This window comes from Dokdonella sp. (genome assembly GCF_035703485.1).
GTDB lineage: Bacteria > Pseudomonadota > Gammaproteobacteria > Xanthomonadales > Rhodanobacteraceae > Dokdonella.
On record NZ_DASSYD010000055.1, the window covers coordinates 1 to 21505 of the forward strand.

Here is a 21505-nt window from a genome sequence, read left to right on the forward strand (position 1 = left end):
CGCTGCGCTCGAGGCGGCGAACATCGATGCGCTCAAGGCTGCCCCGTTCCCGGGTGGCGGCACGGTCGAGGAAGCGCGTGCGGCGGTGATCGCCAAGATCGGCGAGAACGTGCAGATCCGCCGCATGGTCCACATCGACAGCCAGAACGAAGTGGCCGGCTATCTGCACGGCGGCCGTATCGGCGTGCTCGTCGAGGTCAAGGGCGGATCGGCGGATCTGGCTCGCGGCCTGGCCATGCATATCGCCGCGATGAACCCGCCGCACATTTCCGAGAAGGACGTGCCGGCCGAATTCATCGCCAAGGAAAAGGAAATCGAGCTGGCCAAGATGTCCGAGAAGGACAAATCCAAGCCACCGGAAATCCTCGAAAAGATCATCAGCGGCAAGATCAACAAGATCGTCAACGACGTCACCCTGACCGGCCAGCCCTACGTGCTCGACACCAACGAGACCGTCGGCAATGTGCTCAAGAAGGAAGGCGCCGAAGTGATCAGCTTCCACCGTCTGGTCGTCGGCGAAGGCATCGAGAAAGTGGTCGAAGACTACGCCGCCGAAGTCATGAAGCAGGCCGGTCTCGCCTGATTCACTCGCTCCAGCGCCAAAGCAGAAAAGCCGCGATCAATCGCGGCTTTTTTGTGGGTGGTGGTTTGGTCTGAGACAGGGGCAAGGCTCGATCAGAGACCAAGAATAGCAGCCTCGCCAGACATCGGGATTGATGAGGGACCGAATACGTAGCGCATGATTACTTGCGCTCGCTGCTCTCGCCGACCAACTCCGACCGGCTGCTATTATCCAATCGAACGTTGAGGCAACCCTGATCAAGCGGCTCCAACCGGGAGAATTCCAGAATGCGCACACCATGGCTGGCATCGTGTCTGTTGTCCTGTTTGCTCATTGGTTTCGCGCACGCGTTACCCGATGAACCGGTCGCCGTAAACGAATCACAAACCGCCGAACTCGATGCCTATATCGGCAAGGCCATGGTCGACTGGAATCTGCCCGGCCTGTCCATTGCGATCGTCCGTGAAGGCCATCCGGTTTATGTGAAAGGCTTTGGCGTGCGCGATCTGGAACAGCCCGGGCGCGTCGATGCGCATACCCGCTTCGGCATGATGTCGACGACCAAGGCCATGGTCGCGCTGGCCGTGGCGATGCTGGTCGATGAAGGCAAACTGGCCTGGGATGAGCCGGTGCAGAAAGTGCTGCCGTGGTTCGAAATGTCTGACGCCGAATTCAGCCGCAAGCTCACCGTGCGCGACACGCTTACCCACAACGCTGGGCTCGGCCCGAACGCTGATCTGCTCTGGGTGCGCGGTGATCTGGACTCGCGCCAGATCCTCGAGCGCGTGCGCGAATTGAAACCCGCCTACTTGCCCTATTCGAACTTCATCTACGCGAACGTGATGTACCAGGTTGCTGGCGAAATGATCGCCGCAGCATCCGGCATGCCCTGGGACGAATTTGTCGAACGCCGGATCATGGTGCCGTTGGGCATGACCGAATCCAGCGCCACGTATGCAGGCATGCTGGCCCAGCACGACGACAATGTATCGATCCCGTATTTCGAGATCGACGGGACGCTTCAGCGCGTCCGCGATGGTGCCGTCGACGGAGTTCCGGCCGCAGGCGCCGCATGGTCAAGTGCAAACGACATGAGCCGGTGGCTGGCCTTCCTTTTGGCCGATGGCCAGATCGACGGCAAGCGCCTGCTCAGTGAGAAAAACTTCCACGAGATGTTCCGACCACAGGTGCTGATTCCAGAGGATCAGTAGTATCCCACCGCAAAGCTGACCAAGCCCCACTGGAAGGCATATGGCCTGGGCTGGTTCCTGCAGGACTACCGCGGGCATTTTGTGGCCATGCACACCGGCAGTCTTGATGGCCGCATCTCGATCATTGGCTTGATGCCGGAAGAAAATCTTGGCGTCTATGTTTTCGGCAATGCCGATCATGTCGAGTTGCATCATGCGCTGCTCTGGAAGGTCATGGACCTCTACACAAACGCACCCGAACGTGACTGGAGCACCGAGTTTCTTGCGATGTATGCCGGCCTGAAGGCCGAAGGCGACAAGAACAAGGCCGAGCGCGATGCGAAAAGAGTAAAAAGAACCAAACCCTCACATCCGCTTGCCGCCTACGCCGGCACCTACACGCATCCGGCTTTTGCTGACGTCGAAGTCAGTGTGACCGGAAAAACCATGACCCTGCGATTCGGTCCCATGCCCGAAAACAGCGGATCACTCAAGCATTGGCAGTACGACGCGTTCCGCTGGCGCCCCGGTGATGGACGCTACGGCGAGCTGGGTACGCAGTTTGTAACAGCGAGTGACGGCTCCATCGGATCACTGGAGATCGACTGGGGTGAACCGGTGCGCTTCGATCGGAAGCCTACCCCGGCGAAGAATGATTGATCAGCGTTGCGTCAGGCTCGCTCGCTCGCGAGAAGTTTCGGTCAAAACGCCTCGGTCGCAAGCGGCGACCGCGGGCCACTTTCTCGCCGCTCATCCGGCGCATGACTCCGGGGGAGTTCCGCTCAATCAAGCCCAGCCACGAATACGATAGACCCACATACCCAGATACTCCTTCATCGCCCGCGAACTGAAATCCAGCGAATCGGTATCGGGCAGCCAGCGCATCAACCAGTTGCCCGAAGGCGCTTCGGCCTCGAAATCCGTCGGCGCGGGAATGGCATCAATACCGAGCTTGCGGAAGGTCGCCAGCGCACGTGGCATATGCAAGGCCGAGGTCACCAGCAAAACCCGATTGATGCCGCGCGCACGCAGCAGCTTTTCCGAGTAGAGCGCATTTTCGCGCGTGGTCCGACTCTCGGATTCCAGCAGCATTGCCGACTCCGGCACGCCGAGATCATGCAGAAATGTCGCCATGGCGGGCGCTTCCGGCCAGTCATATCCAAGCTCTTCGAGGCAGCCACCGGAGAGCAGAACCAGCGGCGCGCGCCCTGCCCGATACAGACGAGCGCCAAACCAGACCCGGTCGGCAGCGGGTTTCAGATCAATACCCCAGCTATTTCTGCTCACGCCTCCACCGAGTACGACGATCGCATCAGCTTCAGGCAAGTCCGCTTCCGCCTGCTGCGGGAAGGTCTGCTCAAGCGTCCTGCCGAGCGCCGACGAAGGCACCGGCAGCGACCAGAGCAGCAACCAGCCCAAGCCGAAGACGCATAGCATCACGCCCAGTCGCGGCCAGCGTCCACGCATCAAAAGGCCCATCGGCACCAGCAGCAGGCAAAGCGGCAACGGGTAGATCAGCTGGGTAAGAATTTTTGAGAGCAACATCAGTTTTTTTCGCAGACGCGACAGAGGGCAATCAATTTTGGATCAGAAATTGGCATCATCGGATACATTTAATGCAGGTCAGCTCAGCGGCACTTATAGTCGCCCATTTGGGCGGTATGGAAGTAGAAACTTGGTCCTGAAAAGACTTCAGGCGTAGCCAGATATCCGCCAAAAGATGGATTTTCATGCATTGCGACGGATCCTACTATGGGTGATTGGTCGCAAGAATCATCCATAAGGGGAAAGTGATGCTCATCAGATCTCGAATCCAGAGTCGACTGGCTGCCGGCTTTTTCTGTATTGCATCACCATGCATCGCCTTTTCAGCGGTTGCCCAGAGCCCGACAGCACGCAGACCAGTCCGGGCCAATCGGCTGCAAAGCGCCATCCCTCCCGCAACCAGCGAGACGTCGACAGCCAGCGAGGCTTCCTCGGGACAAGATGAAGGCGAAGCTTTGCTTCAGTCGATCCGGGTAACTGGTTGGTTGAATACAAGTGCCTACCGAATCCCCGAGACTAAAACAGCAACGGGGACCAATACACCGCTCATCGATATCCCGCTGTCGATCCAGGTCATTCCCGATGTAGTCTTGCGCGATCAAGCAGCGCAGACGTTGGCTGACGCCGTGCGCAACTCACCTGGTATTTCGGTCAACATGGGTGAGGGCATGCGTGACGAGTTCTATATTCGCGGCGTAAAGACCAAATCAGATTTCTTTGTCGATGGCCTGCGCGATGACACGGAGTACGTTCGCGACCTCTACAACATTTCACATGTTGATGTCCTGCAGGGTCCGTCAGCACTCCTGTTCGGTCGTGGCGGTGCCGGCGGACTCATCAACCTCGTCAGCAAACAGCCCGAGCGCTCGCACGTTCTGGATATCTCCCTCGAAGTGGGGTCCTGGCAGCATCTCCGCAGCACTATCGATATGGGTGACGCGGTAGGTCAATCGGGCGCGTTTCGACTCCTCGCAATGGCGGAGGATTCGGAGAGTTTTCGCGATCACTACTACTTGCATCGCTACGCACTCAACCCCCAGTACAGCATTGAACCCAGCGAGCGCACGCGGATCGATTTCAGCGTCAGCTATCTCAAGGATCGTCGATTCGTCGACCGCGGAATCCCCTCACGCGATGGAGTGCCGGTCGATGTGCCACGCGAGACCTTCTTCGGAGCGCCAGACCAGAACCTGTCAACAGGAGTAGTCAAGGCTTTCAGCACACGCTTCTCGCATGCGTACAGCGATGATCTGAGCTTGTCCAATACATTTCGCATCTCCGATGCAGACCGGGTTTATCTCAATACCTATCCTGGCAGCTCCGTGAATGATGAGGGCACGTTCAAGATGAAGGGCTATTACCATCCGAACAATCGATTGAGCTATCTCGACCGTCTTGAACTGATCAATACTTTCAATACCGGATCGGTGAATCACACCCTGATGGTGGGTGGCGATTTTAGCTGGCAGCGTGACAATGATTTCCAGCTTCTTCCAAGTCCGGACTCGAAGACGGTTCCCGGCGGTCGAATTCCACTCGCGAATCCGGAGATCGCACCGGTGTCGTTCATCTACCTTGATCGCGACAATCACGTCGTCGGCAAAGAGTTCGGCGTTTTCGTGCAGGATCAGATGGACTTCGGCGAACACTGGAAGGCGCTGATCGGCATCCGGTGGGATCGCTTTTCGGTCAGTGCCGACTACTACAATCCCGAGGTCAGTCCGAATCATACTTACAACCTCGATACGGAGTGGTCGCCACGCGCAGGCCTGATCTACAAGCCCGTCGAAAATGATTCAATCTATGTCAGCGTGACCCAGACCTACACCCCGCAAGGTGCAAACATCGCGCTGTCACGCAAGGATCCCAAGGGCGCAAACCTCGATCCGGAGCAAGCAACCAATGTCGAGATTGGCAACAAGCTCGACCTGCTGGATGGCAAGTTGTCCATTTCAGCCGCCTTGTTTCAACTCGATCTCGACGATGTGGTCAGCAAGGCTGCGGATGGCTCGGGCGATCTGGTCAGCACCGGCAAGCAGCGCAATCGCGGTTTCGTGCTGTCGACCGAAGGTGCCTTGACGCCGAAGCTCAGCATCTTCGCGAATTACACCCACCTCAACGCCGAGATTACCGAAACCACCAAGGATGCCGATGCGGGTGCCCGGGTCGGACTGGTCCCGGAAAAACAGTTCTCGCTTTGGACGCGCTATGCGCTGAACTCGCATTGGGGAATTGCTGCGGGCGTTCGTGGCGAATCAAAAAAATTCACCTCCTATGACAACAATGTAGTGCTGCCGAAGTATGTGGTGGGCGACCTCATGGCGTACTACCAGACCGACAATGTTCGCATACAGTTGAACCTCAACAATGTCACCGACAAGCATTATTTCCCGACCGCCAGCAGTGACAACGAAATCATGCCTGGCACACCACGCAGCCTGATGATGCGCGTAAGCACCAGCTTCTGAGCAACATGGCGCCACCCTCCGGCAGGCGCCTCGCCGGGCGATCGAAGTACTACGGTCCCGCTTTCTCGATCCAATGCCCTTGCCCTCGACAAGAACATGTAGCTCGTTGACAATGATTTGATTCGCGTTGTTCGATGCGACAACGAGTCGAACAACCATCAAAGGGGAAATTGCCGGAGTGACCGAAAACAGCGGAGTCCTCAAAAGACTCATTGTCTGGTTTCTCTTCGCGCTGATCGCATCGATGGCGGTTGTAGTGGACGCCGGAGATCTGCCTGTGCTGCACGTGGCCAAGCTCCAGGACACGCAGACAACCCTCGATCCTGCGGCGATGATGGATGGTTCGCTGGATAGTGCATTCCTCGCCCAAGCCACGCAGCGCTTGTTGGCGTCACAAGACAGCGATCACTGGTACCGGCTCACATTGAGTGCCGATTGGCGCGCCGCAGAGTTGCCTGTTGTCAGCTTTCCGGATGCTCGGGGGATCTACACCCGCTTACCGATCTGGATCTACGCGCCGCCTGACTACCGCCCCATTCGGCTGGGCGCAGGCAGCAATGCGGGATTTTCCAGAAGCGTGCCGACCGTGATGCTGCCTGCCGATCTGCGCGCCAGCCAGGGCGTTTATATCCGTCTCGGAAAACACCTGTCGCGAGCGGAGGTGATCGCAACGCTTGACGACCTTTCCGGGTTCCTGGCAAAGGATCGCAACGATATCCGTCTGGTCACCGCATTCGAGAGCGTGCAGGCGGCGATGCTGTTGATCGGCTTGTTTCTTTGGCTGCTGCTGCGGGACCGGCTGTTCCTGTACTTCTTTGCCTATATCGGTGCGCAACTGCTGTACGCGATGTTGATCAGCGGTGAGATCTTTCAATTGCCTGGCGGCTGGGCATTTTCCGCGCTTCGACGCGTGAGTGCGCCATTCGCGATGTTGACTACGGTGCTCGCGATCACCTTCGTGACCGAATTCTGCGATCTGCGCCGGAGTATTCCACGCGCAGCCGCACTATTTGGCGCGATCCGCTGGCCGTTGCTCGCGCTGACACCGTTTATCCTCTTTGCATCGAGTGAGCAGGACTGGCTGATTTTCCCGCTGCTCAACTGGCTGATCCTGCTGGCTTGCGTAGTCGCCATCGGCTGCGTGCTGGTGGCACTGATCAAGGGCAATCGTCAGGCGCGCTACTTTTTCGTGGCCTGGTTGCCCGAACTTGGATTCACGATTTTTCGCGTCCTTCAGTTGCAGACAGGCTCGGATTTGCCGGCCTGGGCCGATTATGGATTTCAGGCGAGCATGGCATTTGCCACACTGGTCATTACCTTTGGCCTGGCCGACCAGACCCTGCGCGCGCGACGCGAGCGTGATATCGCCGACAAGCTTGCCAACCATGATCAACTGACGGGAATATTCAATCGACGCGCCATCATCAGTCGACTCGATGAAGCCGTCGCCGAAGCCCATCGCAATGAGCGCCCATTGGCACTGTTGTTTGTTGACGTCGATCATTTCAAGTTGATCAACGATAGTCACGGCCATGCGGTCGGCGATCGCTGCCTGCAAGGAATCGTCAAGGCGGCGAGCCGCGAATTGCGCAGCGGCGACTGGATCGGGCGCTACGGTGGCGAGGAGTTTGTTGTCGTGCTGCCCGACGCCAACGCAGAGAGCGCCCGTGCAATCGGAGAGCGCGTGCGGGCCGGCATCGAGTCGCACCCGATCCTGGTTGATGGCGAAACCGTGCGCATGACGGTCAGCGTAGGCGTTGCCGGAATCACTGACGGTCGCGACAACACGGACACCCTGCTGGAACGTGCCGACGCTGCGCTTTACCGTGCCAAATCCGATGGCCGCAATCGCGTATCGATCGATCAAAATCTGGTGGCGGTCAGCGCCTGATCAGCAGAGGGGAGACCGCCTGCAAGCCTCCAGTTGTGGCGAATTCGACAGGCTTCCAGCCCTGGTTGTTACCTACTCCACGAACAGAAAAAGTTTCACGAACCCAATCAAGTCAAGCGCTTGCTGAAACTCTTCAACCATCATTCCGCGTTATGCGGTACACAAAGACTGGTGTATCCTCCAGCGACATCATCAGTCCGGGGATCGAAATCATGTTCAAGAAAACCTTCTTGATTGCAGCACTGGGGGCGTTCGCTTCAGTATCGGCGTATGCGGATCGTGCAAGCGAGCCGTTACAGCCGAAGGATTACAGCCACGATTACCAGGTGGCATCCAGTCCGAATGCGCCACTGGGTAGTGCTGCGGTTCTGACTGAATCTTTTGACAGCGGAATCCCGGGAACCTGGAGCGTTGTCGACAATTCCGGCGGCGTCGGCCCGGTATGGACCAATCTGGCGGGATGTGGCGAAGCTGCCAACTATACCAATGGATCCGGCGACGTAGCCTGCGTCAGCAGCGATGTGTTCGGAGGGGCGGAGTTTGACACCGAACTGCGCACTCCGGTCATCGACCTGAGCACCTATACCACGCCCGCTGCACTGACCTTCAATGTGAATTACCAGAACTTTGCCACCCTCGACTTCTTCGAGGTTGATGTATCGACCAATGGCGCGGCCGGTCCATGGACCAACCTGCTCAGTTGGAATGAAGATCACGGGGCGTTCCGTGCGACGCCCGGCGAGGCGGTCAATCTCGATATCGCCCCGTATGTTGGTCAGGCCAACGTGATGTTCCGCTTCCACTACTTCGATCCGAACACGGGCGATTATGACTGGTATGCCCAGGTCGACGACGTCGTGGTTTCGGCCGTAGGCGGTGGTGGTGGTACTCCGCTCGCGCCTGCTCAGGTACTCCCCATTTCATCGCCGTCGATGCTAGCTGCCTTGGGCTTGCTCCTTGCGGGCCTCGCATTCTTCGCCATGCGCAAACAGCGGGCACGCGACCGCCACTAACGCGTTCCGAAAATTCGAACCTGACAATCATTGCATCGATTCGGGATGCGGTAGCTTGTCTTCGATTTGAAGTGCGCAGTACAACGTTGGTCGTCATTTCTGGGCAACTCGTCGAACCAACGCGAATCAGCCTCGATCCGAGTCCACTGACATTGCGGCCGCCTGAATCGGCGGCCGCAATGTCATCGGAAAAAGTTTGTTTGCGGGATTTCAAGATCCGAGCAAACTATTCGTCGAAACCGTTACTGTAGATTTTGTCTATCGGATTCACCAGCGTCGCGGCAATCAGCGCAGAACCGTAAGTCGTCAAATTGGCACGAATCAACAACGATCCATCCGCTCCTATCCAGGAGTCGCCGCCACGGCTGTACGCGGCCGGGCCGTTCGGCACCTCGTAAGAACTGATCGACCCTTGAATAACGCCACTATTGGTCGGAACCGTGACGACCTGGCCGACCTTGAGAATGCGCTGCTTCGTGCCATCCTTCTTCAACCGCCAAAGCGCTACTTCCGATCCGGGCTGAGTGCGCGCCTGCGCAATGATATCCCCGTTGGCGAGGATCGCCGTTGCGTAAAACGTGTCCCAGGTTCGATTCGGTTCCGGACCATACTGGCCTGTCAGGCCAATCAGCGCGACCAATTCCGGCGTCCCGCCTGCGCGCACACGCCAAAGCCCTGAGGGAGTGCCGCCATCGGTGGCCTCAACGGAACCCTGGAATGCGGTCCATTCACCCGCCGAAACCAACGAGCTTTTGTCGAATGATCGCCAGATTGCATCATTCCAGCCCGGTCCGTAGAAGTTGGTGACGTCATTCAGGGCAAGCGGACGATTACTCGCCCCGTCATGCCAGAACAAGCCCGCGCGGGAAACATCGTTCGAAAGCGGACGGTAGCTGGCGAAGAAATAAAATGCGTTGCCAATACCGGGGTGGACTGGATTGAAGCTCTGAAATGTTGCGGTCGCAACGCCGATATCGGGGCCACGCAGACCAGTCTCATTGTCAACGACCAGCGCCGTGGGAGCGCCATCACATAGCCTCCAGATGCCATCTCGCGACTGGTTTGTATAGAGCACACCATAGACGCGTCCGTCGGCTGTATGCGAAATGGCGTTGAGACCCCAACTCGGGTCGAAATAGTCGCCGGGATCCAATCCCGGCGCCAAGGCTACGTCGGTCGAGTTGCTCATCACGCACGGTGTCACGGCCTGACCGGGAGCACTCCTGGCTATATATTTTCTCGACTGGGCGGATGGTGACGTCACATACGCGCTGATGAGCGTCTGTCCATTGTTCATCACCCGTGCGCTCTGGAACGCGGAGCCATTGTTTTGGTAGACCCAGTTGGAGCCGAGATTCGGGCCGAGGATGCCATCGGTCAATCCGCGGGCGACTTCAATGTTTTGGACGGCGTTCCAGCGCCAGACTCCCCAGGTTGTTGTCGTCGCGTCGGCCGGATCACCGGCACGGCCGATGAGCGCGCGTTGACCGTCGGATCCAGCATCACTCCCCCCGCTGTTGACGGCCAGAAAAACATGCTCCGCTTCAGCACCGGAGCGAGCCGGGCCCATGCCGGCACCCGTTACACCGATTTTGCTGTATTGAACCCAGGTGCCTTGATTCAACGCCCAGTAGCCCGCCGCTGCGTCGGGGCTTGTCAGTCGCGCACCGATGTAGTCTTTGCCTACATCGGCGATTTGGCTGTCAGTAAAATAGCGATTTGCAGCAGGCAATCCCGGCGCGCTAATGTTCGCATTGGAGCCGAGAACAACATGCCAGGACACATCTTGCGCGAGCGCAAAAGAGGGTATCGCAATCGCGACGATGAGACTTGCGGCGAGCTGGGACTTTTTCAACATGATGGGTACCTTGAGGATAAATCATCTGGCATGCAGCCAACCAAGTGCGCGCAGAAACAGACGCATCTGTCTTGCCAGCAAATTCAGAACAAGACTGATCGCCCGCGCCTTCGAAATGGAAGACTGGTTAATTTGCGGTTTTCGTTGCGATTAAACGAATGCTTATGTACTGCGGCAATATTACATTACCGATTTACCTGTTGTCAGCAAGTTGTCCAAATCAGACCAGGACATGGAGGAAACATCGGGGGCATCATGCTGCTTTGATGCATCGCTCAGCTCTCCCTGCGCCCCGAAAAAAGCAGCCATTCTTTGCCACAGGAAATCGACTTTCAATGGGCTGATTGGTTGGCCACGGCTGAACCTGCAAGACAAGGCCGACACCGCTATCAACGTCCGAGAGCTGACTGTCAGACGATGACGACTCACGGCGTTGCTGCGAATTCCAACCTCATTCCCACTCGTTGAAACAAGCAAAAGATTTCGGGGTACATCATCCCACCACGTCGAAGCCACGCATCCGCACTGATATAATTGCGACCTCTTCGTTTCCTGGACACTGCGGCGTGGCTGAGCGGGCTCCCGTCTGGCACCTGTATGTGCCCAAGTTTGTCACCACCTTGCGCCACGGCTATGGCGTTGCGGATCTGCGTCGCGACCTGATTGCCGGCTTGACCGTGGCAATCGTCGCCCTGCCCTTGTCGATGGCCCTGGCGATTGCCTCGGGGGCGCCGCCGGCGGTGGGGCTGCATACGGCCATCGTGGCCGGTTTCCTGATCTCGCTGCTCGGCGGCTCACGCGTGCAGGTGGGCGGACCGACCGCCGCCTTCATCCCGGTCGTTTTCGGGGTCATCGCGAACTACGGTTACGACGGCCTGATCATGGCCACCCTGATGGCCGGCATCATGCTCATCCTCGCCGGGCTGTTGCGCCTGGGCACGCTGGTCCGCTACATGCCGCAGCCGGTCATCACCGGATTCACCGCGGGCATCGCGGTGAGCATTTTCAGCAGCCAGATCAAGGACCTGCTCGGCCTTGATATCACCACCCTGCCGGCGGAATTCTTCGAGCGCTGGCAAAGCTATTACGCCAATATCGGCAGCATCAATCTGGCCGCCACCGGGCTCGCCTTCGGCACCCTCGCGCTGCTGATCGTAATGCGTCGCTATCGGCCCAACTGGCCGGCATTCCTGATCGCCGTGGTCGTCGCCTCGCTGGCCACGATGCTGTTCAAGCTGCCGGTGGAAACCATCGTTTCGCATTTCGGCCCAATCCCGCGCGAATTTCCGATGCCGCACCTGCCCAACTTCGAGCTCGCGCGCATGCACGAGCTGCTGCCGAGTGCGTTTACCATCGCCTTTCTCGGTGGCGTCGAATCGCTGCTCTCGGCGGTGGTATCCGACGGCATGATTGATGGCCGTCACCGCTCCAATTGCGAACTGGTCGCCCAGGGCGTCGCCAACACCGCCTCGGCGATGGTTGGCGGTCTGCCGGCCACCGGCGCAATCGTGCGCACGGCGACCAATGTGCGCGCCGGCGCGCGCTCACCGGTCGCCGGCATGGCACATGCCGTGTTCATTCTGCTGTTCGTGGTGATCGCCGCGCCGCTGGCCAATCAGGTGCCACTGCCGGCAATGGCCGCCCTGCTGCTGATCGTCGCCTGGAACATGAGCGAGATCGAACGCATCCGTCAGTTGATGCGCTCGCCGATCGGTGATCGCATGGTTCTGATCGTGACCTTCGTGCTGACCGTGACGGTTGACCTCACCGTGGCCGTGCAGGTCGGCGTGGTCCTGGCAGCCTTTCTGTTCATGCATCGCATGAGCGAGATCGTCGCACTGGAGTCGAGTGTCGATCTGGTCGAGCACGACGAGGACGACTTCAACGACGTGAAGGGCGTCGACGAGCGCGCCACCTTGCCCGCCGATGTCGAGGCCTACCGGGTTTCCGGACCGCTGTTTTTCGCCGTCGCCAACCGCATCGAAGATGTGCTGCGTGCGTTCGGACGTCCGCCTCGGGTGTTCATTCTGCGCTTGCGCCAGGTCCCAATGATCGACGCCTCCGGCGCCACGGCCATCGGCAACCTGGTCGCCCGTTGCCGCCGCGACGGCGTCGCCCTGATCTTTACCGGCCTGCAAACCCAACCGGCTCGCATCCTCGCCGACATGGGCATCAATCCCGATGGCACGACCTTGCGTTATGCCGATGATTTCGCTGAAGCGTTGACGATGCTGGCCGTGGCTGACACCACGGCCGAGAAGGCGTAGCAACACTCGACAGACTGTTGAAATTCCAGTCGGTCGGCGCGATATGGCAGCGAATCGTATCGTCTGTTTTGCCTTGTCTCGCTCTTGCCTGAGCGAATTTCAACAGCCTGCCAAGGTCTTGCTGCACATGCTGCAAAATGCTTCCCGCCCATTCTTGCCGGCATGGCCCGCGATGAGTTGCGGGCCGGTTGATTGCATCCATGAGTCAGATGACGCGGAATCGCGGCGTCCTTGCGGCGATGGCAGAGATTCGCCGGTAGGGTGAGTGAATGGGACTGGTATAGCCCCCATGACGCCTGGCCGTGCGGCGGAGTGAACCGGGAGAACCGGAAATGTCGATTTTCCCGTTGCCGATCGGCAGGGATACAGGGAGCGCCAGACTGGTTGAACTCATACGCCGATGGCGACGATTTCGGCGCCCGGCGAACAAAGACATGATAGCGTTCCTGATTTTATTTTCCTCCTTAAATATTCAGCCATTACAACAACTTACCTGCGCGTATTGTACCAGCTCAGGAGGGCCAAGGCCAGCCGGGGAGGGCTCGATCAACCACGCTGACGCAACGCTCGCCGGAGCGCAGAGATTTCCGGGTGATAACGGTCGCGCCTGGTGAGTTCAGCCGGCCGGTTGCGTCTGTCTCCAGGGAGCATGTGGATCCGGGTTTCGGGATTCACCAGCCACCGCTTCGACGTCGCAACCCGTGGCAGATTTGCCCGACTCCCTTACAATGGGTTCGTTTTGCCATTTCCCCGGAGCGCCTCATGTCAGCGATCAAGCACCAACGTATCCTCCTGAAGCTTTCCGGCGAGGCCTTGATGGGCGAGTCCGACTACGGCATCGACCCGAAGGTGATTGGGCGCCTCGCACGCGAGATCATCGAAGTGCGCAATGCCGGGGTTCAGGTCGGCGTGGTCATCGGCGGTGGCAACATCTTCCGCGGCGCGGGCCTGGCCGCATCGGGCATGGATCGGGTAACCGGCGACCACATGGGCATGCTGGCCACGGTGATGAACGCGCTGGCCATGCAGGATGCGATTGAACGCGCAGGTGGCACTGCACGCACGATGAGTGCAATCAAGATCAACGAGGTCTGTGAGGATTTCATCCGCCGTCGCGCAATTCGCCACCTCGAAAAGGATCGCGTTGTCCTGTTTGCCGCCGGCACCGGCAATCCTTTCTTCACCACGGATTCGGCCGCCGCACTGCGTGCGATCGAGATCGGTGCGGATCTGCTGCTCAAGGCGACCAAGGTTGATGGCGTCTATTCCGCCGATCCAGCCACCGATCCCGCAGCCACGCGCTACGAGACGCTCAGTTACGAGGATGTCATCCAGCGCAACCTGCAGGTCATGGATACCAGCGCCATCGCTCTGTGCCGCGATCACAGCATCCCGCTGCGCATTTACAACATGTCCCGCGAAGGGGATTTGATGCGGATCATGCAGGGCGAGCAGATCGGCACCCTGGTCGGCAACGTCGGCTGAGGCACCGCTGCTATACTTCGCGGCCAATCGCATTGCATCACGGGTGACCGCACCATGCTTGAAGAAATCAATAAAAACGCGCAGACACGTATGGCCAAGAGTGTCGAATCGCTGCGCCACGACCTGACCCATCTGCGCACCGGACGTGCCAGTGTCGCGCTTGTTGATCAACTGATCGTCCCGTATTACGGCTCCGACGTGCCGCTGACCCAGGTTGCCAACGTGGCCGTGGCCGATGCGCGCTCACTGACCATCACGCCGTTCGAGAAGCCGATGGTGGCCGTTGTCGAAAAAGCCATTCTTGGCTCCAATCTCGGCCTCACTCCAACCACGGTCGGCGCGGTCATCCGCATCAATCTTCCGGCCCTGACCGAGGAGCGCCGCAAGGAGCTGTCCAAGCAGGTCGCCGGCGAAGGCGAGAATGCCAAGGTCGCAATTCGCAATATCCGCCGTGATTCCATTCATCAGGTCAAGGAACTGCTCAAGGACAAGCAGATCAGCGAGGATGAGGCGCATCGCGGCGAGGATGATATCCAGAAGGTGACCGACAAGTTCGTCAAGGAAGTCGATGCCGTGGTCAAGAACAAGGAAGACGAGTTGATGGCCATCTGAGCCATCCAACTGCGACTCCTCCCGCCATGAATGACATCCCAGCGAGCGTGTCCGCGGTACGCCCGCCGCAGCATCTTGCCATCGTCATGGATGGCAATGGGCGTTGGGCGGAACGTCGCCATCGACCGCGCAGTTTCGGCCATCGTGAAGGCCAGAAGGCGCTGCGCGCGACGGTGGAGTACTGCCTGCGACGCGGAATCGGCTCGCTGACCCTTTTCGCGTTTTCCAGCGAGAACTGGAAGCGCCCGCAGGATGAAGTCGGCGCATTGATGCAATTGTTCCTGAAAGCGCTGGACCGCGAAGTTGATGAATTGCATGGCCACGGCGTGCGTATCGAATTCATTGGTGACCTGTCGGCGTTTTCACCGGAGTTGCGCGAGCGCATGCAAAGGGCCATGGCCAAGACACGCGAGAATCGCGCGCTGTCGGCCAATGTGGCGGTCAACTACGGCGGGCGCTGGGATATCGCCCACGCCGCGCGTCGCGCCGCCGAAGCCGTTGTCCGCGGCGAATTGGCGCCCGATGCCATCGATGAGCAATCGCTGGCCCGTTTTTTCGCGCTCGCCGGGCAGCCAGCGGTCGATCTCTTCGTGCGCACCGGCGGCGAATTGCGCATCAGCAACTTTCTGCTCTGGCAAATTGCCTATGCGGAACTGGTTTTCATCGACACCCTGTGGCCTGATGTGACGGCGGACGTCCTTGATGCCTGTGTCGAAGAATTTGCCCGGCGTGAACGTCGCTTTGGCAAGACCTCGGCACAAGTTGCCGCACCATCCGGTCTGGGAGTCGAATGAAACAACGCATCATCACCGCCCTGATCCTCGCGCCAGTCGCGATCGCCTTCATTCTGTTGTCGTCGACACCACTGTTCGCGGGCGTGCTGCTGCTGGTCTGGGCAGCATCGATGTGGGAATGGACCCGTTTGATCGGCATGCAGGGAACGGCTCCCCGCATTGCCTCGGTCGTTCTCACCGTATTGCTGATGGTCGGTTTGTGGCTGGTTCGTGGGCAAACATGGTGGTGGCTATGCATCGGTGCGGGTGTGGTCTGGTGGCTGATCGCCTTGCGCTGGATGCGCAGCTTTTCGTTCGCCGCCTCGCCGACATCAGGCAACCGCCTGATCAAGCTGATCGCCGGCCTGTTCGTGCTGGTCCCGGCGTGGACCGCCGTCGTCGAAATTCACGATCAAGCCAATCTCGGCCCGGCATGGACGCTTTTCGCTCTGTTCATTGTCTGGGCTGCCGATACCTTTGCCTATTTCGCTGGCAGCCGCTTCGGCCGCAACAAGCTGGCTCCACGGATCAGTCCCGGCAAGACCCTCGAAGGGGTCTGGGGCGCTCTGGTCGGCAGTGGCCTGATCGCCTTCATTGGCGGTTGGTGGCTGGGCCAGCGCGACATGCCGCTGGTCTTGCTGGTCGGTCTCGGCCTGGTCTGCGTGGTCTGGTCGATCATTGGCGATCTGTTCGAGAGCCTAATGAAACGTCAGGCCAACGTGAAGGATTCAGGAACCTTGTTCCCAGGTCACGGTGGCCTGCTTGACCGGCTTGATGGCGTTGTTGCCGCGATGCCGATCTTCGTCGTCGGCAAGACCCTGATCGACCTGTATTTCCCGTCATGATGCGCATTGCCCTCCTCGGCGCGACCGGCTCGATCGGCGCAAGCACGCTCGATGTGGTCGCCCGTCATGCTGATCAATTCCGCATTACCGCACTTTCAGCGCACCGCAACGTCGAAGATCTGGTCACCCTTTGTCAGCGATTCCGTCCGCAAATCGCGGTGATCGCCGATCCCGCCTGCGAAGCCGATCTGGTTCGCCGCCTGAAATCGATTGATGTCGATGCGCGCGTGCTGTCCGGACCACAGGGCCTGATCGAGGCCGCTCAGGGCGGTCATGCCGATTGCGTGGTCGCGGCAATCGTCGGTGCAGCGGGTCTTGAATCGACCCTGGCTGCCGCCCATGCCGGCAAGCGCCTGCTCCTGGCCAACAAGGAGTCGGTGGTCATGGCCGGCGCCTTGCTGCGCGCGGCGCTCGATGCCGGCGGTGGCGAATTGCTGCCGATCGATTCCGAACACAATGCCGTTTTCCAGTGCCTGCCCCATGGCCGCAACAGCCTGGCCGATGCTGGCGTGCGCCGACTCCTGCTGACTGCCTCGGGCGGACCGTTTCGTGGCCGCTCCCGCGAAGAACTGGTCGAGGTGACTCCCGACATGGCCTGTGCGCATCCGAACTGGAGCATGGGCCGCAAGATATCGGTGGATTCGGCAACCTTGATGAACAAGGGCCTGGAAGTAATCGAGGCGCATTTCCTGTTCGATGCGGCAGCCAGCGACATTGAAGTCGTCGTGCACCCGCAGAGCATCGTGCATTCGATGGTCGAGTATTGCGACGGCTCGGTCCTGGCCCAGCTTGGCAACCCGGACATGCGAACCGCGATTGCCTATGCGCTGGCCTGGCCCGAGCGCATTGATGCCGGGGTTGCGCCGCTGGATCTGGTCAGGATTGCCCAGCTCGGCTTTGAAGCCGTTGATCGCAGAACCTTCCGCTGTCTCGATCTCGCCTATCAGGCCCTGGCCGTCGGCGGTATCGCACCAACCTTGCTGAATGCCGCCAATGAGGAGGCCGTCGCCGCCTTTCTTGGTGGGCGCTTGCCGTTTTTGGCCATCGAAGCCGTCATCGAGGAGTGCCTGGCGCGTTTGCCCAGCAACCCGATCAGCCAACTTTCCGACTTGATTGACAGTGATTTAACGGCAAGACGCGAAGCACAACGTATCATTGGCAGTCTGGTCGCATGATCATCGAGATGTTGGAATGAACGAGTTTTTCGGATCCGTGTGGTGGCTGATAGTCACCCTCGGCCTGCTGGTCACCTTTCACGAGTTTGGCCATTTCATCGTCGCACGCTGGTGCGGGGTCAAGGTGTTGCGCTTTTCAGTCGGCTTCGGCAAGCCGTTGTGGATGCGCCGCGACCGTCGCGGCACCGAATTCGCGATAGCCGCAATTCCACTCGGTGGCTACGTCAAGATGCTGGATGAGCGCGAAGGCGAGGTGGCACCCGAGGAACTCGATCAGACGCACAATCGCAAGCCGGTTGGCCAGCGCATGGCCATCGCCGCAGCCGGTCCGGCGTTCAACCTGATCTTCACCATCGCTGCGTTCTGGCTGATGTTCGTGGTCGGCAAACCCGACTACATTCCGATCGTCGCAGCACCCACCGGTATCGCCGCCGAGGCCGGTATCGAAGCCGGCGACCGCATCACCGCAATCAATGGCGATGCGGTGGATTCGTGGAGCAGTGCGCTGCAGAAACTCGGCGAAAACGCTGTCGGCCGCTATGACACCCGGCTTGATGTGACCACGGCTGCCGGTGACAGCACCTCGCGCACCCTGGCTTTCAGCAAGCTGCCTGCCGAAGTCGGTGAAAACGAGCTGTTCGACCGTATCGGCCTGAGCCTGCAGCCACGCGAGCGTGATGCGGTGATTGGCCGGGTCAGCGACGGCATGCCGGCGGCGGCGGCGGGCCTGCAGGCAGGTGACCGCATTTTGCGCATCAATGGACACGATGTCGCACATTTCTCCGATATCGAAACCCTGATTCCTCAAGAAGCGGCCAGGAATCCTGAGCTCGCCCTGACCATCAAGCGTGGCGACGAACAGCTCGATCTGCGCCTCAAAGCCACCGAAATCGCGGCTGCCGACGGAAAATCCCGCTTTGTCATCGGCATCGCCAGCGGCGACAGTCACGATGCAACGCTGAAATACGGTCCACTGGAAGCGATTCCGCAGGCATTTTCGAAAACCTGGGATGTCACCAAAAGCTCGCTCGGCATGATCAAGATGCTGGTCGTCGGCCGCGCCAGCCTCGATAATCTGTCCGGTCCGATCACCATCGCCCGGTTCGCCAATGGTTCGGCCCAGATGGGCTTTGCCTGGTTCCTCAATTTTCTCGCCCTGATATCGTTGTCGTTGGCGATAATCAACCTGTTGCCAATCCCGATCTTGGACGGCGGGCACCTGCTGTATTACCTTATCGAACTGATCAAGGGCAGTCCGGTGAGTGAACGCAGTCAAATCGCGGGCCAATATGTCGGTCTGATGATGTTGGTGGCACTGATGGGGCTGGCGTTTTACAACGATATTCTTCGGCTCATACCCTGAGTCGGTTCTGCCCAATAACAACGGAAGCGGTGTGCCCTCGCCGCCAGCCGATCTTGTCTCAATGGAAGTGACGATGAAGCGTATCGCCGCCCTGCTCTTGCTTGCCTGGCTCAGCACCCAGAATGCCTTCGCCTTCGACAGCTTCACCGTGTCGGATATCCGCATCGATGGTCTGTCGCGAATCGCGTCCGGCACCGTGTTCACCTATCTGCCGGTCGAAAAAGGTGACGTGCTCACCTCGGCCAGCGCAGAGCAGGCGATTCGGGCGCTGTACCGAACCGGCTTCTTCAACGACGTCACCCTGAGTCGCCAGGGCGACATTCTTGTCGTCACCCTGGTCGAGCGTCCGTCGATTTCCAAGGTGTCGTTGCGCGGCAACAAGGATCTCAAGGACGAGGATTTGCGCCGCGGCCTCAAGGGCATCGGCCTGGCAGAGGGCGAGACCTTCGATCGCCTCAAGCTTGACTCGATCCAGCAGGAACTGACCCGTCAGTACTACAACCGCGGCAAATACAACGTTTCGGTCAAGACCGCCGTGGTCAACCTTGATCGCAACCGCGTCGAGGTGGCAATCAATATCGCCGAGGGCAAACCGGCGACGATCAAGCATCTGAACATCGTCGGCAACGAGACCTTCAAAGCCAAGAAAATCCGCGAGGACTTCCAGTCCGATACGACCAACTGGACTTCCTGGTACTCGAAGGACGACCAGTATTCGCGCGAGAAAATGTCTGGCGATCTGGAACGTCTGTCGTCGTTTTACCTTGACCGCGGCTATGTGGATTTCGCGCTGGATTCCACCCAGGTCACGATTAGCCCTGACAAACGCAAGATGTACGTCGTCGCCAACATCAAGGAAGGCGAAGTCTATTCGGTCACCGATATTCAGCTGACCGGCGACCTTATCCTCACCGATGATGACCTGCGCAAGCTTCTGACGATCAAATCCGGCGAGACCTTCTCGCGTCGTCTGGTCGAACAGTCGGCCGATGCAATCACCTCGGCGCTGGCAAACATCGGCTACGCGTTTGCCGAGGTCAATCCGGTTCCCGAGATCAATCGCGACAAGCGTCAGGTCTCACTCAATTTCCAGATCACTCCGGGCAAGCGCATCTACGTCCACAAGATCACCTTCAAGGGCAACCAGCACACCGAGGATCAGGTCCTGCGGCGTGAAATGCGCCAGTTGGAAGGCGCCTGGTATTCGCAGGCAGCCATTGATCGCTCGAAGATCCGCCTGCAGCGCCTCGGCTATTTCAAGACTGTCGAGATCGACACCCCGCGCGTTCCGGGCCAGGAAGACCAGATCGACATCACCGTTGCGGTCGAAGAGCAACCTTCCGGCAGCTTCACCTTCGGTGTTGGCTACTCGCAGGTGCAGGGCATCATCACCAGCATCGCCCTGCAACAGAACAACTTCTTCGGCACCGGCGATCGGGTCGCACTGACCTTGCAGCGCAGCGCCTTCCTGAAGACCTACGGGATCTCCTACTTTGAACCGTATCTGACCGATTCCGGCATCGGTCTTGGCTACGACATCAGCCACCGGGAACTTGATTCCGGGCAGGCGAACATCGCCAACTATCTGACCAATTCAGACAACTTCAGCACCTATATCGGCCTGCCGCTGACTGAAAGCGATACCTTGAATACTCGCATCGGTCTGAGCCAGACGTCGATCCGGACGTTCGCCGGCACCACACCGCAGGAGTTCATCGATTATCTGTTTGCGCTCAACCACCGAACCTTCCATACCGGAAGCCTCGAGTTCTCGTGGTCGCACGACACCCGCAACAAGTTCTACAACCCGACTCGCGGCTCATTTCAGACAGCCTCCTTCGAAACCACCTTGCCCGGCTCCACGGTCGAGTACTTCAAGTTCCGTTATCTTTACTCGAAGTACATTCCATTGACTGACAAGTTCATTCTGTTCGGCAGTGCCTCACTCGGTTATGGCGACAGCTACAAGGACATCCGTCGGACAACGGTGGACAACGGCCAGGATCCGCCGGTAACCAATGAGTACGTCGCCAGCGGCCTGCCGTTCTACGAAAACTTCTTCGCGGGTGGTAGTTCGGATGTCCGCGGCTTCCGCGACAACACGCTGGGCCCGACGGATTTCAGTTCCGGCTTCCGGCAACCGACCGGTGGCGCGTTCAAGACCGTGGCCACGGCTGAACTGATCTTTCCAACACCGTTCGCCAAGGAAAGCGACAACACGACACGCTTGTCCTGGTTCATCGATGTCGGCAACGTGTTCAAGGATTACAATTCCTGGAGTGCCAAGGAACTGCGTGCCTCGACGGGCTTGTCGTTCCGCTGGCGCGCACCGGTTGGCCCGATCGTTATCAGCATCGCCAAGCCACTCCGTCACAAGAAGGGTGACGATACCGAAACCATCCAGTTCTCATTTGGCCCACAGTTCTGAACCGAGCACCGGAGACCCGAGCAGAGTCAC

The 21505-nt window shown here is 59.1% G+C and carries 16 protein-coding genes; 14 read left to right on the top strand and 2 right to left on the bottom strand.

Annotation, left to right across the window (positions count from 1 at the left end; genetic code table 11):
- From tsf to VFN25_RS04180, 3 genes are all read left to right on the top strand, one after another.
- Positions 1–583: translation elongation factor Ts (gene tsf, locus VFN25_RS04170; RefSeq protein ID WP_325139141.1), on the top strand; the 583-nt coding region annotated here is incomplete at its 5' end.
- Positions 584–849: 266 nt separating this feature from the next.
- A complete protein-coding gene (locus VFN25_RS04175) occupies positions 850–1773 on the top strand; it encodes a serine hydrolase domain-containing protein (protein WP_325139142.1) in 924 nt (307 codons plus the stop codon).
- Between the two features lie 87 nt (positions 1774–1860).
- Positions 1861–2412, top strand: a complete 552-nt coding sequence (locus VFN25_RS04180) for a DUF3471 domain-containing protein (protein ID WP_325139143.1) — start codon at positions 1861–1863, stop codon at positions 2410–2412.
- 126 nt (positions 2413–2538) lie between these two features.
- On the opposite strand, the gene VFN25_RS04185 is transcribed toward VFN25_RS04180, so the two are convergent.
- Positions 2539–3297, bottom strand: a complete 759-nt coding sequence (locus tag VFN25_RS04185; RefSeq protein ID WP_325139144.1) for a YdcF family protein — start codon at positions 3295–3297, stop codon at positions 2539–2541.
- Positions 3298–3782: 485 nt separating this feature from the next.
- On the opposite strand from VFN25_RS04185, the gene VFN25_RS04190 reads away from it, so the two are divergent.
- From VFN25_RS04190 to VFN25_RS04200, 3 genes are all read left to right on the top strand, one after another.
- A complete protein-coding gene (locus VFN25_RS04190) occupies positions 3783–5765 on the top strand; it encodes a TonB-dependent siderophore receptor (RefSeq protein ID WP_325139146.1) in 1983 nt (660 codons plus the stop codon).
- Between the two features lie 178 nt (positions 5766–5943).
- Entirely contained in the window at positions 5944–7656 is a 1713-nt protein-coding gene (locus VFN25_RS04195; protein ID WP_325139148.1) for a diguanylate cyclase, read from the top strand.
- A 212-nt stretch (positions 7657–7868) separates the two neighbouring features.
- Complete coding sequence (locus VFN25_RS04200) at positions 7869–8669, top strand: choice-of-anchor J domain-containing protein (RefSeq protein ID WP_325139150.1); 801 nt, start codon at positions 7869–7871, stop codon at positions 8667–8669.
- A 226-nt stretch (positions 8670–8895) separates the two neighbouring features.
- Here the strand turns inward: VFN25_RS04200 and VFN25_RS04205 are convergent, their stop codons facing one another.
- Complete coding sequence (locus VFN25_RS04205; RefSeq protein WP_325139152.1) at positions 8896–10527, bottom strand: hypothetical protein; 1632 nt, start codon at positions 10525–10527, stop codon at positions 8896–8898.
- Positions 10528–11093: 566 nt separating this feature from the next.
- Here VFN25_RS04205 and VFN25_RS04210 point away from each other — a divergent pair.
- The 8 genes from VFN25_RS04210 to bamA all read left to right on the top strand — a co-directional run bounded on the left by VFN25_RS04210 (position 11094) and on the right by bamA (position 21475).
- On the top strand, positions 11094–12794 hold the full coding sequence (locus tag VFN25_RS04210; RefSeq protein ID WP_325139154.1) for a SulP family inorganic anion transporter: 1701 nt from the start codon (positions 11094–11096) through the stop codon (positions 12792–12794).
- A 762-nt stretch (positions 12795–13556) separates the two neighbouring features.
- Positions 13557–14279 carry a UMP kinase gene (pyrH, locus tag VFN25_RS04215; RefSeq protein ID WP_325139156.1) on the top strand — a complete coding sequence of 241 codons (723 nt, stop codon included), beginning with the start codon at positions 13557–13559 and terminating at the stop codon, positions 14277–14279.
- Between the two features lie 54 nt (positions 14280–14333).
- The gene (frr, locus tag VFN25_RS04220) at positions 14334–14891 is read left to right on the top strand and encodes a ribosome recycling factor (RefSeq protein WP_325139158.1); all 558 of its coding nucleotides are present in this window, start codon (positions 14334–14336) and stop codon (positions 14889–14891) included.
- A 26-nt stretch (positions 14892–14917) separates the two neighbouring features.
- Positions 14918–15685: a polyprenyl diphosphate synthase gene (gene uppS, locus VFN25_RS04225; RefSeq protein WP_325139160.1), complete on the top strand. Its 768-nt coding sequence runs from the start codon at positions 14918–14920 to the stop codon at positions 15683–15685.
- Positions 15682–16509 carry a phosphatidate cytidylyltransferase gene (locus VFN25_RS04230; RefSeq protein ID WP_325139163.1) on the top strand — a complete coding sequence of 276 codons (828 nt, stop codon included), beginning with the start codon at positions 15682–15684 and terminating at the stop codon, positions 16507–16509. Before uppS ends, VFN25_RS04230 begins: the two co-directional genes overlap by 4 nt.
- Positions 16506–17684, top strand: coding sequence for a 1-deoxy-D-xylulose-5-phosphate reductoisomerase (locus VFN25_RS04235; protein WP_325139165.1), 1179 nt, complete (start codon positions 16506–16508; stop codon positions 17682–17684). Before VFN25_RS04230 ends, VFN25_RS04235 begins: the two co-directional genes overlap by 4 nt.
- 16 nt (positions 17685–17700) lie before the next feature.
- On the top strand, positions 17701–19047 hold the full coding sequence (gene rseP, locus VFN25_RS04240; RefSeq protein WP_325139167.1) for an RIP metalloprotease RseP: 1347 nt from the start codon (positions 17701–17703) through the stop codon (positions 19045–19047).
- 73 nt (positions 19048–19120) lie between these two features.
- A complete protein-coding gene (bamA, locus tag VFN25_RS04245; protein ID WP_325139169.1) occupies positions 19121–21475 on the top strand; it encodes an outer membrane protein assembly factor BamA in 2355 nt (784 codons plus the stop codon).
- Positions 21476–21505: the final 30 nt, after the last annotated feature.